The organism is Streptomyces sp. Act143 (assembly GCF_003143935.1).
Classification (GTDB): Bacteria; Actinomycetota; Actinomycetes; order Streptomycetales; family Streptomycetaceae; genus Streptomyces.
Window position 1 is genome coordinate 1,863,870 of record NZ_QFRX01000001.1, and the last position, 12,565, is coordinate 1,876,434.

At 70.1% G+C, this 12,565-nt stretch carries 9 protein-coding genes; 7 read left to right on the top strand and 2 right to left on the bottom strand.

All coding sequences use genetic code 11. The features are described from left to right. Positions 1-33: 33 nt before the first annotated feature. From DI272_RS08370 to DI272_RS08400, 7 genes are all read left to right on the top strand, one after another. Complete coding sequence (locus DI272_RS08370; protein WP_109494731.1) at positions 34-1,320, top strand: extracellular solute-binding protein; 1,287 nt, start codon at positions 34-36, stop codon at positions 1,318-1,320. Further along, on the top strand, positions 1,320-2,270 hold the full coding sequence (locus DI272_RS08375; protein ID WP_109494732.1) for a carbohydrate ABC transporter permease: 951 nt from the start codon (positions 1,320-1,322) through the stop codon (positions 2,268-2,270). Before DI272_RS08370 ends, DI272_RS08375 begins: the two co-directional genes overlap by 1 nt. Positions 2,271-2,284: 14 nt before the next feature. After that, positions 2,285-3,148, top strand: a complete 864-nt coding sequence (locus DI272_RS08380; RefSeq protein ID WP_109494733.1) for a carbohydrate ABC transporter permease — start codon at positions 2,285-2,287, stop codon at positions 3,146-3,148. After that, complete coding sequence (locus DI272_RS08385; RefSeq protein WP_109494734.1) at positions 3,145-6,078, top strand: glycoside hydrolase family 2 TIM barrel-domain containing protein; 2,934 nt, start codon at positions 3,145-3,147, stop codon at positions 6,076-6,078. The genes DI272_RS08380 and DI272_RS08385 overlap by 4 nt, the downstream gene beginning before the upstream one ends. A gap of 34 nt (positions 6,079-6,112) precedes the next feature. Next, positions 6,113-7,942, top strand: a complete 1,830-nt coding sequence (locus DI272_RS08390) for a LamG-like jellyroll fold domain-containing protein (protein WP_109494735.1) — start codon at positions 6,113-6,115, stop codon at positions 7,940-7,942. Positions 7,943-7,958: 16 nt separating this feature from the next. Continuing rightward, positions 7,959-9,626: a PHP domain-containing protein gene (locus DI272_RS08395; protein ID WP_109494736.1), complete on the top strand. Its 1,668-nt coding sequence runs from the start codon at positions 7,959-7,961 to the stop codon at positions 9,624-9,626. A 105-nt stretch (positions 9,627-9,731) separates the two neighbouring features. Then, positions 9,732-10,553, top strand: coding sequence for a PaaX family transcriptional regulator C-terminal domain-containing protein (locus DI272_RS08400; RefSeq protein ID WP_258314490.1), 822 nt, complete (start codon positions 9,732-9,734; stop codon positions 10,551-10,553). Positions 10,554-10,595: 42 nt separating this feature from the next. Here DI272_RS08400 and DI272_RS08405 read toward each other — a convergent pair whose 3' ends face one another. Both DI272_RS08405 and menE read right to left on the bottom strand, forming a co-directional pair. After that, positions 10,596-11,051 (bottom strand): MaoC family dehydratase, encoded by a 456-nt coding sequence (locus DI272_RS08405; RefSeq protein ID WP_109494737.1) that lies wholly within the window; start codon positions 11,049-11,051, stop codon positions 10,596-10,598. Then, entirely contained in the window at positions 11,048-12,562 is a 1,515-nt protein-coding gene (gene menE / locus DI272_RS08410) for an o-succinylbenzoate--CoA ligase (protein ID WP_109494738.1), read from the bottom strand. Before menE ends, DI272_RS08405 begins: the two co-directional genes overlap by 4 nt. Positions 12,563-12,565 lie beyond the last annotated feature (3 nt).

The window sequence follows — 12,565 nt, forward strand, 5'->3', positions numbered from 1 at the left end:
AAGCCCGAAAAGATCCGAAAGGCGGTGGGAGCTGTGCGGCTCTCACGAAGAGGCCTGCTGCGCGCGGGCCTGGCCGGTACGGCCGCCACGGCGCTCGGCGGCCTGGCGTCCGGCTGTGCCGTTCCGACCGGCTCGACCGGCCGGAACATGGTGCTGTGGTACTGGAGCGGCGGCCTGAGCGACAGCGTCGTGAAGAACGCCAAGGCCCGCTACGACAGCTCCGTGGACCTCCAGGCCATCCAGATCGGCGGCCAGTACCGGTCCAAGCTGATCACCACCATCACCGGCCGGGCCCACATCCCCGACATCGCGGGGCTCAAGGGCGAGGACATGGCCGCCTACCTCCCCAACGCGGACCAGTTCATCGATCTGCGGACGCTGGGCGCGGAGAAGTACCAGGACCGGTACCTGTCCTGGAAGTGGGACCAGGGCATCGCCGACGACGGCACGATGGTCGGCTTCCCCATCGACTGCGGGCCGGTCGCGCACTACTACCAGTACGAGGTCTTCCGGAAGGCCGGGCTGCCGTACGAGCCGGACGACGTGACGAACGAGCTCAGCACCTGGGAGAAGTTCTTCGACGCGGGCGTGCGGCTGGGCAAGCGGGTGCCGGGGGCCCGGCTGCTCACCGACGTCAACTCCGTCTTCGAGAACGTCGTGCAGCAGGGCGCCGAGCGGTACGTCGACAAGGACCGCCACTTCATCGGCGACCAGGAGCATGTGCGCCGGGCCTGGGCCCTGGCCGTGGAGGCCAAGCGGCGCGGCATCGTCTCGGACCTGGTCAGCGGCACCCCGGACCAGTTGTCGGCCATCCAGGACGGCAAGCTGCCGAGCCAGCTCAACGCCTCCTGGGCCTCCTTCGACATCAAGAACGGCGTGCCGAGGACCAAGGGCAAGTGGCGGGTGGCTCAGATGCCGGTGCGGCCCGCCAACAACGGCGGTTCGTTCCTGTCGATCACCAAGGCGTGCCGGGAGCCCGAGCAGGCGTTCCAGATCATCACCTGGCTCCTCGACGCGAAGAACCAGGCGCAGGGTTACGTCGACGCGGGCCTCTTCCCCTCCACGCCCGCCTCCTACGACCTGAAGCAGATGCGGGAGCCGGACGAGTTCTTCGGCGGCCAGGTCACCACCGACGTCTTCGGGCCGGCCGCGCAGAAGATCGCGGTCGCCTACAACAGCCCGTTCGACATCGCGCTCGGGCAGCCCCTCAAGGACGAGATCAAGAACGTCGGCGTCCTCGGCAAGGACCCCAAGAAGGCCTGGAGTGACGCCATGAGCAAGTGCCGGCGCATCGCGAAGCACCTGGGGGTGAGCCACTGATGGCCGTCCTGGAGCGGACCCCGCCCGCCGTCGCGCAGCCGCCGGCGGCCAAGCCCCGGTCGGGCTTGCGCAAGTACTGGCATCTGTACGCCGCCATCTCCCCCTTCTATCTGATCTTCCTCGGCTTCGGCCTGTTCCCGGTCGGCTTCTCGCTCTACCTGTCCTTCCACCGCTGGGACGGCCTCGGCTCGATGGAGTGGGCCGGACTGTCGCAGTACCAGTACCTGCTGAGCGACAGCGACTTCTGGAACTCGATCGGCAACACGATCATCATCTGGGCGCTGGCCACCTTCCCCATGATCTTCCTGGCGATGGTCACGGCCGTGATGCTCAACTCCGCGGTCCGCTTCAAGGGCCTGTACCGCGTCGCCTACTTCCTGCCCAACGTCACCTCGGTCGTCGCCGTCGCGATCGTCTTCGGCTCGATCTTCTCCACCAACGCGGGCATGGTGAACGCCGTTCTGCACGCGGTCGGGATCGACCAGGTGGCGTGGCTGAACACCCCGTGGGGCATCAAGGTCACCATCGCCGCGCTGATGACCTGGCAGTGGACCGGCTACAACGCGATCATCTTCCTCGCCGGCCTCCAGACCATCCCGAGCGACCTGTACGAGGCCGCCCGCATGGACGGTGCCGGTCCGGTCCAGACGTTCTTCCGGATCACGCTGCCGCTGCTGCGGCCGACCCTGCTCTTCGTCCTGGTGGTCTCGACGGTGACCGGGTTGCAGAGCTTCTCCGAACCGCAGGTGCTGCTCCAGACCTCCTCCAACGACTCGACGTTCGCGGGCGGTCCGGGCCACTCCGGCCAGACGATGGTCCTCTACTTCTTCCAGCAGACCTTCGACAACAACGACTTCGGATACGGCGCCGCCGTGGCGTGGGGCATCTTCCTCGTCGTCGTCCTGTTCTCGATCATCAACTGGCGCCTCGTGCAGCGCCGCGGCGACTAGGAAGGGCGCGCATCATGGCATCCATCAAGGAGTCCCGCACTTCTTCCCTCAAGGGATCTCGCCGCAGAGGGATCGCGCTGCACCTCCCGCTGATCATCGGCACGCTGGTCTCGGCCTTCCCGTTCTACTGGGCCGTGATCATGTCGACCCACAGTTCGACGGAGATCTTCTCCTACCCGCCGAAGCTGCTGCCGGGCACGCACTTCCTGGAGAACGTCCGCAACCTCTTCGACGCCGTCGACTTCTTCGGGTCGATGTGGAACTCGCTGCTCGTCGCGGTGTCGGTGACCTTCCTGGTCCTGCTCTTCGACTCGCTCGCCGCGTTCGTCTTCGCCAAGTTCGAGTTCCCCGGCAAGAACGTGCTGTTCGGGCTGCTCATGGTCATCTTCATGGTGCCTGCGCAGCTCTCGGTCATCCCGCAGTTCGTCATCATGGCCAAGATCGGCTGGATCGGCTCGATGACCTCGCTGATCGTGCCGGCCGCGGCGAACGCCTTCGGCATCTTCTGGATGCGGCAGTACATGAGGACCGCCATCCACGACGAGCTGCTGGACGCCTCCAAGCTCGACGGCGCGAACTTCCTGCGCCAGTACTGGCACGTGGCGCTCCCCGTGGTGCGCCCGGGTCTCGCCTTCCTCGGCATCTTCACCTTCATGGGCCAGTGGAACGACTTCGCCTGGCCCCTGATCGCCCTCACCGACCCCGGCAACGTCACATTGCAGGTCGCCCTGTCCCAGCTCAACGGCACCCACGGCACCACGGACTACGGCATCGTGATGACGGGCGCGCTGCTCGCCCTCATCCCGCTGCTGATCGTGTTCGCGGTCGGCGCCAAGCAGATCATCGGCGACCTCGCGAAGGGAGCCGTCCGCGGATGAACCGCGATCCGCTCGATCCGCTCATCGCCCTGCGCCCCTGGGAGGCCCCCGAGGTGACCTCCTGGGGGCGACTCCCCATGAACGCCGTCGACCGGCGCTCCGGATCACTCCCCCTGGACGGCGACTGGCGTTTTCAGCTGCTGCCCGTTCCGGAGGCGCCGGTCGGCGGCTCCTGGTCGGTGGCGCACGTCCCCGGCGTCTGGACGATGCAGGGCACCGACGACCTGCCGCAGTACCTCAACATCCGCATGCCGTTCGCGGAGTTCCCGCCTCTGACGCCCGCCGCCAACCCGACAGGCGTCCATGAGCGCGAGGTCGGCATCCCCGCCGACTGGGCCGGCCGCCGGATCGTCCTCCAGGTGGGCGCCGCCGAGAGCGTGCTGCTCGTGCACGTGGACGGGCGGCCGGTCGGCATCTCCAAGGACTCCCACTTGGCCGCCGAGTTCGACCTGAGCGGCGTCGTCCGCCCCGGCTCGTCGGCGACCCTCCGTCTCACGGTCGTCAAGTGGTCGGACGCCTCGCACATCGAGGACCAGGACCAGTGGTGGCACGGCGGGATCACCCGCTCGGTGCTGCTGTACGCGACGGACCCGCTGCATCTGGCGGACGTGACCGTGCGGGCCGCGTACAGCGGCGACCTGCGGGTCGACTGCCGGGTGCGGGACGCGGGCGGGGCGCTGCCCGCAGGGTGGTACGTCACCGGCGACCTCGACGGTCTTCCGCTCGCGCAGGACACCGAGTTCGATCGCCTGAACGCCGAGGACGAGCGCGTCTCCGACTTCCTCGGCGAGGCGCGGATGCGGGCCACCGTCCCGGACGTGCGCACCTGGAACGCCGAGACGCCCGAGCTGTACGGCCTGACCGTCCGACTGCACCGCGCGGACGGCACGGTCGCCGACACCTCGTACCACCGGATCGGCTTCCGTGACGTCGAGATCGCCGGCCGGGACCTCCTCGTCAACGGCGAGCGGGTCTACATCCGGGGCGTGAACCGGCACGACTTCCACCCGCTGACCGGGCGGACGGTGTCGTACGACGACATGCGCGCGGACCTGACCCTGCTGAAGCGCTTCGGCTTCAACGCGATCCGCACCGCCCACTACCCGAACGACCCCGCCCTCTACGACCTCGCCGACGAGCTCGGTCTCTACGTCGTCGACGAGGCGGACATCGAGTCCCACGACCACGCCCACGAGATCGCGGACGACCCGCGCTACCTGAACGCGTTCGTCGACCGGGTCTCACGGATGGTGCTGCGCGACAAGAACCACCCCTCGGTGATCATCTGGTCGCTCGGCAACGAGTCCGACTACGGCGCCAACCACGACGCGGCGGCCGGCTGGCTCCGGCGGCACGACCCGACGCGGCCGGTCCAGTACGAGGGCGCGGCCAAGCTGGACTGGGCGGCGACCGACGACGCCTCCGACCTCGCCTGCCCCATGTACGCGCCGCTGGAGGACTGCGTCGCGCACGCCCGGTCCGGGGAGCAGACCAGGCCGCTCATCCTGTGCGAGTACTCGCACGCCATGGGCAACAGCAACGGCACGCTGGCCGACCATTGGGCCGCCATCGAGTCCACCCCGGGTCTTCAGGGCGGGTTCATCTGGGAGTTCTGGGACCACGGAATCCTTCAGCGCGTGAGCGACGGAAGACCGGTCGGGCGTGGGGGCGCCGGGCTCTGTGACAACGGTGTCGCCGCGCCCGGGTATCGCTGGGCGTACGGCGGCGACTTCGGCGAACTCCTCCATGACGGGGCGTTCATCGCGGACGGCGTGGTGTTCCCGGACCGCACGCCCAAGCCGGTGATGTTCGAGCACCGGGAGATCGCGGCGCCGGTGCGGATCGAGGCCTGTCGGCACGAGGGCATCGTGCTCGGCAACCACCAGCACTTCAGGGGCCTGGACTGGCTGTCCGGGGAATGGGAGCTGTCCCTGGCGGACGGCCGTGTCCGCACGGCGCCGGCCGAGCTGCCTGACCTGCGGCCGGGGCAGACGGCGGCCGTGCCGCTCCCCTTCGCGCTGCCGGTGGACGGTGGCGAGGCCTGGCTGACCTTGCGGGTGACGACCGCGCGGGAGGAGGCGTGGGCGCCCGCGGGGACCGTGGTGTGTCTGCCGCAGGTGCGGTTGCGGGAGGCGGTGCCGGGGGATCTGGCGAACCGTTCCTCCTCGGCTCGTATCGAGGTGGACGGCGACGGTCTGCTCGTCCACCCCCTGCTCGCGGCCGCCCCCGCACTCTCCCTGTGGCGGGCGCCCACCGACAACGACGAACTGGGCGGCATGGCCCTGCGCTGGCGGTCCTGGGGGCTGGACGCCCTCGTCCGCAAGGTGGCCGACGTGCGCCGGGACGGGGACCGGGTCACCGTGCTGGCCGAGTACACCGCCGAGGTGGGTGTCGTACGGCATGTGCAGGTGTTCACGCCGGTCGAGGGCGGAGTGCGGATCGAGGAGTCGGCCGAACTGCCGGACGCGCTCGCCGATGTGGCGCGGGTGGGCTCGGTCTTCGAGACGGTGCCGGGACCGGACCTGATGGAGTGGTTCGGCCCCGGGCCCTGGGAGTCGTACCCAGACCGCCGCACCGCGCCCGTCGGTCACCACTCGATGCCGGTGGACGAGACGTTCACCCCCTACCTCCGTCCGCAGGAGAGCGGCGGCCGCAACGGCGTACGGCACTTCAGGCTGTCGGCGCCGGACGCGACCGGGCTGGCGGTCGTGCTCGACGAGCCGCGTCAGGTGTCCGTGACCCGTTTCCGGGCCGAGGACCTCACGTCGGTCACCCATCACGACCAACTGGTCCCGCGTCCCGGGTGCGTGGTGCACATCGACGCGGCCCACCGGGGTCTCGGCACGGCGTCGTGCGGCCCCGACACCTTCCCGTCCTATCTCGTCGCACCGGGTGTCCACCGCTGGAGCTGGACCCTGCGCGCGCTTTGAAATCCCCTGGTTTTCACCCCTTTACGGAGCACACGTGTGCACTTCTCCTGAACACGGGTCCGAGCATGCCCGGGCGGGTGCCGGACGGCGCAGCTTCCTGCGGGCCACGGCTCTGCTCGGCGCCGCCGCCACGGCCGGGGCCGCGCTGCCGACCGTGGCGGAAGCCGCCTCCGAGTCGCGCCGGCGGCCGGACACCGACAGCCGTCGCTTCACGCTCGCCGTCATGCCGGACACGCAGTACCTCTTCGACGGGCCGAGCATCGACAAGGCGCCGGTCGAAGCCTCCTTGCGGTATCTGCTGGAGCAGGGCGGCCGGGACGACGAGAACATCGTCTTCCTGTCCCACCTCGGCGATCTCACGCAGAACGGGGCCGCCGCCGAAGTCGCCGCGATCAGCGAGGCGTTCAAGCTGCTCGACCGGCGCGGAGTCGGCTACAGCGTCCTCGCCGGCAACCACGACGTGAAGTCGTCGACCACCGACCAGCGCGGGGCGACGCCCTATCTGGACGCCTTCGGCCCCGACCGGTTCAAGGGCAAGTCCACGTTCGGCGGAGCCTCCGCCGACGGCTACAACACCTTCCATCTCTTCCGGGCCGCGGGCCGGGAGTGGATGGTGCTGGCGCTGGACTGGCGGCTGTCGGAACAGGGTTACGCATGGGCGAAGGACGTCCTGGCCGCCCACCCGAAGACGCCGGCCATCCTCACCACGCACGAACTCGTCGTCGAGGACGACACCCTGTCCACGTACGGGCAGCAGTTGTGGGACCGGCTGGTCGAGGACCACGACCAGATCTTCCTCACCCTCAACGGCCACTACTGGCCCGCCGCCCGCGCAACGCGCAAGAACGCGGCGGGACATGACGTCCACCTCCATCTGACGAACTACCAGAACCGGTACTTCGGCGGCGCGGCGATGATCCGGCTCTACCGCTTCGACCTGGACCGGAACGTCATCGACGTCGAGACGGTCTCCCCGTGGATCCTGGGCCGGGCCGGTAAGGACCTCAACGAGCTGGAGCGGCAGGAAATCGAACTCAGCGGCGACGCCGACCGGTTCACGGTGAACATCGACTTCGCCGACCGGTTCGCCGGCTTCGCCCCGGTGCCCGCCCGTCCGGCGCGTCCGGTGGCACGGATACTGGTCCCGGGAACGGTGGCCTACTGGCGGTTCGACAGCGCGGTCACCGACAAGGTCCGTGACCTGTCCGGGCACGGCAACGACCTCGGCGTCGTCACCGTCGGCGGCGGCACGCTCGGGTGGGCCTCCGACCACCATCCCGACCAGCCCGGCCACGGCAGCCTGGAGTTCCGGGGCAGCAAGTCGCCGCTGAAGGGCGCGTATCTGCGCACGGTCGACGGCGCCCCGCTCAACTCGGCCACCTTCGACGCCGGTTACACCATCGAGGCCTTCTACCGCCTCCCCGCCGACTGGGACCCCGCCCATCACGCCTGGTCCGGCATCGTCAGCCGTACCGGCACGGGCGGTGCCGCCGGCAAGACCGCCGACGACCCCGACGAGCCGCTGGCCACCCTCTCGCTCTCCAACGACCGCGAGCCGCAGTGGGCGATGCGCCCGCTGAACCAGGAGGGCATCGCCACCAACTGGGGCCAGGAGACACCGCTGGAGACCTGGTGGCACCTGGCCGTCGTGAACGACGGACGGCACACCACCCTCTACGTCGAGGGCTGCCCGGTCGTCCGCAACCCGAAGGCGGCCTCGACCGGCATCACCTCCGTCGGCCTGCCCTGGCTGCTCGGCGGCTACGAGTACGGCGGCACGATCGACCAGATCCTGCACGGCCGCCTCGGCGACGTCCGCGTCGTCGAACGGGCCCTGCCCGTCACCTCCTTCATGAACCACTGACCCGTCGAGGACCGCCATGACCGAGCAGCAACTGCCCTCCTGGGCCGACCCGTCCGTCTCTCCCGCCGACCTCGACCCGCAGGGCCTGTCCAGGCGCGGACTCCTGCGCAGCGCCGGTCTGTTCGGCGCCGCCTTCGCGCTCGGCGGGGCGGCCCTGCCCGCCGCGGCCGCCGGACAGCGCCTGGGCGGCGACGACCCGCGCCTCGCCTATCTCGTCGGCGACCACCACGTGCACTCCGTGTACAGCCACGACGCCAAGTACACGTTCTCCCAGCTGGCGCGGGCCGCCGCCAAGTACGGCCTCGACTGGATGGTGTTCAACGAGCACTCCAACTTCGGGCACGCCAACTACGGCGCCAAGTTGGAGCACGCCGAGATCGTCAAGGCCCGTGCGGCGAACCCGCGTCAGCTGATCTTCCAGGGTCTGGAGTGGTACATCCCGGCCGCCGAGCACTGCACGGTCTTCGCGGCCCCCGGCGCCCACGAGACCGACCTGCTCACCCGGTTCGAGCTCGCGTACGACGGCAAACTGCTCGGCTACACCGAGGGCGCGGCCGGCGCGACCGACACCGCGCGCAACGAGGCCCACGCCGTCAAGGCGATCAAGTGGCTGGCGGAGCAGCGCCGTTCGGGCTACGTCGACGACGTTCTGGTCATCGCCAACCACCCCCTGCGCCTGGGCATCGACTCCCCGCACGAGATGCGGAACTGGCGGGACGCGGCCCCCGAGATCATGATCGGCATGGAGGGCGCGCCGGGCGCCCAGGGCGCCGCTCTCCCCGGCTGGCGCGGCGCGAACTCCATCCGCGGCGAGTACGAGAACAAGCCCTCGGCCCAGTCCTGGGCGGGCTATCCCGCCGAGGCGTATGTGACGTACGGCGGCTTCGACTGGGCGACGGCAACCGTCGGCGGCCTGTGGGACGCGCTGCTCGCCGAGGGCAGGCTGTTCACGATCACCACGAACTCCGACAACCACCGCACGGTCTTCGACACCTGGAAGAACGGCGACTGGCCGACCGGCCAGAACTTCGACAACACCGGCAAGCTCCCCGACCCGGTGAACACCGACACCCCGCAGCCCGGCAGCGACTTCTGGCCCGGCGAGTTCAGCCGCACCCACGTCGGTGTCACCCGCTACGGCTACCGCGCGGTGATGGCCGGCCTGCGCGCGGGGCGCGTCTGGCTCGACCACGGGCATCTGCTCGACGGACTCGACGTGCGCCTGAAGCGGGACTGCGACGCCGGCCGGGGTGTGACACTGGGCGGACGGCTGCGCGTCCGCAAGGGCGAGAAGATCAGCCTGTACGTGACGGTCACGACCGCGTCCCGGCCCAACCCCCAGGGGATTCTGCCCGAGTTGGCGCATGTGGACGTGATCCGGGGCGCGGTGCGCGGTCCGGTGGCCGACCGGGACTCCTGGCGGGCGCCGGACACCAAGGTCGTACAGACGAAGGACGTCAGCGGCCGGAAGGGAACGTACACCCTGCGCATCCCGCTGACCGCCGGGGACGAGTCCTTCTACGTCCGGCTGCGCGGCAGCGACGGCAACCGGCACGGTGCGGGGTACCTCGGCGCGTCGATCGACCCCAACGGGCCGGTGCCGCACGCGCCCGGGGACGGTGACCCGTGGGCGGATACGTGGTTCTATGCGAACCCCATCTTCGTCGACGTGGCGGGGGCCTGACGAAGGGCGGTCCCGCCTTCCCGGCTCGCTCGCGCGGGCCGGGGCCCCGCCACGCGTGCGTACCACCAGGTCACCGGCTGAAGGACGCGAGGTACCGTGGGCCGCGTGACCACGGAAGAGTCGCTGCGGCCCCAGTCCCTGATGCTCACGTTCCTGGGCGACCAGGTGCTCGGGCGGGACGTCTGTGTGTACTCGGGCAGCGTCATCGACGTGTTCGCCCGCGTCGGCGTCGGCGAACAGGCGACGCGCTCCACCCTCACCCGCATGGTGAACCGCGGTCTGCTGCGCCGCCAGCGCGAGGGCCGGCGCATGTACTTCGGTCTGACCGAGCACTCGGAGGCGGTCCTGCGGGACGGCGAGCGCCGGATCTGGCAGACGGGCGCCGTCAACCGCCACTGGGACGGCACCTGGACCCTCCTCGGCTTCTCCCTGCCCGAGTCCTGGCAACGCCAGCGCCACGACCTGCGCTCCAAGCTCACCTGGAGCGGCTTCGGCCCCCTGTTCAGCGGCCTGTGGATCGCCCCCGGCGAGGTCGACGTGGCGGAACTGGTGGCGGAGCTCGGCCTGTCCGCCCATGTGAAGGTCTTCCGGGCGCACGCCGACGCGGGCATGGACATCGGCGCGATGATCGAGGAGTCCTGGGAACTGCCCGAGCTCGCGGCGCGGTACGAGGCGTTCGTCGGCCGCTGGCAGCCGTGGGAGACCCGTGCGCCGCAGGCCGACGACGCACTGGCGCGACGGCTGCTGCTCCAGGCGGAGTGGCTGCGGGTCATCCGGCGCGACCCCCGGTTGCCGGTCAGGCATCTGCCGGACGACTGGCCGGCCGAGCGGGCGGAGAAGACGTTCCGCCGGGTTCATGAGGGGCTGACGCCGCTCGCGGAGGAAGCGGCCCGGCACCTGATCGAGCTGGTGCCGGTCCGCGACTGACCGCCGCCGGGATGAAGCGCGGGTCACGCCCGGTCAGCCCCCTCAGGCGTAGAACCGCGAAAGGCTCTGCAGCACCGCGGCCGGCTTCGCCCCGCCCTCGATCTCGATCACCCCGTCGACGGTGATCTGCACCCCGCCCGGCACCTCCTCGACCGCCGACAGCCTGCCGGCCAGGCGTATGCGCGAGCCCGCCGTCACCGGCGCGGGGAAACGGACCTTGTTCAGGCCGTAGTTGACCTTCGTCGTGACGCCCTGGACGTCCAACAGCTCGGTGAACAACGGGATGAACAGCGAGAGGGTCAGGTAGCCGTGCGCGATCGGGGCGCCGAAGGGGCCCGCGGCGGCGCGTTCCGGGTCGACGTGGATCCACTGGTGGTCGCCCGTGGCGTCGGCGAAGGTGTTGATGCGCTGCTGGGTGACCTCGATCCAGTCACTGGTGCCGAGGTCGGTGCCGGCCAGCTTCTTCAGCTCGTGGAGGCCGTTGACGGTGATGCTCATGAACTTCCTTGGCTCTTGCCGTAGCGGGTACGGACGCGGGACTTGAGGAGTTTTCCGGAGGCGGTGCGCGGCAGTTCGTCCGCCAGCACCACCGATTTCGGGATCTTGTACTTGGCGAGGCGTCCGGAGAGGGAGGCCAGCACCTCGTCGGGGTCCAGCGCGACGCCCTCCCGGGGGACCACGACCGCGCGCGGGACTTCGCCCCACTTGTCGTCGGGCACGCCGATGACCGCGCACTCGGCGATGCCGGGGTGGGCGAGGAGCAGGTCCTCGATCTCGGCGGGGTAGATGTTCTCACCGCCCGAGATGATCATGTCCTTGATGCGGTCGACGATGAAGACATAGCCGTCCTCGTCGACGCGGGCGGCGTCGCCGCTGCGGAACCAGCCGTCCGTGAAGGAGGCGGCCGTCTCCTCGGGCAGCCCCCAGTAGCCGGGCATGACGTGCGGGCCGCGGATCACGACCTCGCCGGTCTCGCCGACGTCGACCGGCGCCATGTCCGGTCGCACGACCCGTACGTCGCTGAAGAAGTGCGGCACGCCCGCCGAACCGGCCTTGCGCACCGCGTGTTCGGCGTCCAGGAACAGGGTGCCGGGCGACGCCTCCGTCATGCCGTAGCCCTGGAGGAAGGTCAGGCCGCGTTCCTGGTACGCGGCGATCATCGCGGTCGGGACCGGTGAGCCGCCGCAGGTGAGGATGCGGAGGGAGGAGAGGTCCGCGGTCGGCCAGCGCGGGTGGCGGGCGATCTGCTCGAACATCGTCGGGACGCCGAACATGAAGGTGATCCGGTGGCGTTCGATCAGGTCGAAGGTGGCCTGCGGGTCGAAGGCCGCCACCAGGACGCAGGTGCCGCCCTTGAGGAGGACCGGCAGCGTCAGCATGTTCAGGCCCGCCGTGTGGAACAACGGGGCGGAGACCAGGGCGCGTTCGTCGGCGATCAGGTCGGTGTCGACCAGGACGTTCACGGCGTTCCAGGTCAGGTTGGCGTGGGTGAGCATCGCGCCCTTGGGGCGGCCGGTCGTGCCCGAGGTGTACATGATGATGCAGGTGTCGTCGGGGGCGACCGGTTCGTCGATCGCCTCCGTCGCCGCCCCGGCGAGTTCCGCCTCGTACTCGGCGCCGACCTCGACGTACGCCCGCACGTGCGTGTCACCCGGCAGTCCGGCCACCAGGCCCGCGTACTGCGCGCCGTACACGAGCGCCTTGGTGCCGGAATCGGCGAGCTGGAAGGCGATCTCCGGGCCTGCGAGGCGGATGTTGAGCGGGACGAAGACGGCGCCGAGGGTGCCCGCCGCGAACAGGGTCTCCAGGTAGGAGGGGTGGTTGGGGCCGAGATAGGCGATCCGGTCGCCGCGCCGCACCCCCCGGGCGCGCAGCGCGTGCGCCAGGCGGATGGTGCGCTCGTGGAGGTGGGCGTACGTCCATGTCGTGTCGCCGTGCACCAGTGCGGTGCGGTGCGGGGTCTTGCGGGCCCGGCGTGCGGGCCACGACCCCAGTCCCTCGTTGCGCATCTA

What these genes read in the sequence shown, in the direction of transcription:
- menE (WP_109494738.1), bottom strand. Translation starts at nt 12,562, where the DNA reads ATGCGCAACGAGGGACTGGGGTCGTGGCCCGCACGCCGGGCCCGCAAG.
- DI272_RS08375 (WP_109494732.1), top strand. Translation starts at nt 1,320, where the DNA reads ATGGCCGTCCTGGAGCGGACCCCGCCCGCCGTCGCGCAGCCGCCGGCG.
- DI272_RS08385 (WP_109494734.1), top strand. Translation starts at nt 3,145, where the DNA reads ATGAACCGCGATCCGCTCGATCCGCTCATCGCCCTGCGCCCCTGGGAG.
- DI272_RS08380 (WP_109494733.1), top strand. Translation starts at nt 2,285, where the DNA reads ATGGCATCCATCAAGGAGTCCCGCACTTCTTCCCTCAAGGGATCTCGC.
- DI272_RS08405 (WP_109494737.1), bottom strand. Translation starts at nt 11,051, where the DNA reads ATGAGCATCACCGTCAACGGCCTCCACGAGCTGAAGAAGCTGGCCGGC.
- DI272_RS08395 (WP_109494736.1), top strand. Translation starts at nt 7,959, where the DNA reads ATGACCGAGCAGCAACTGCCCTCCTGGGCCGACCCGTCCGTCTCTCCC.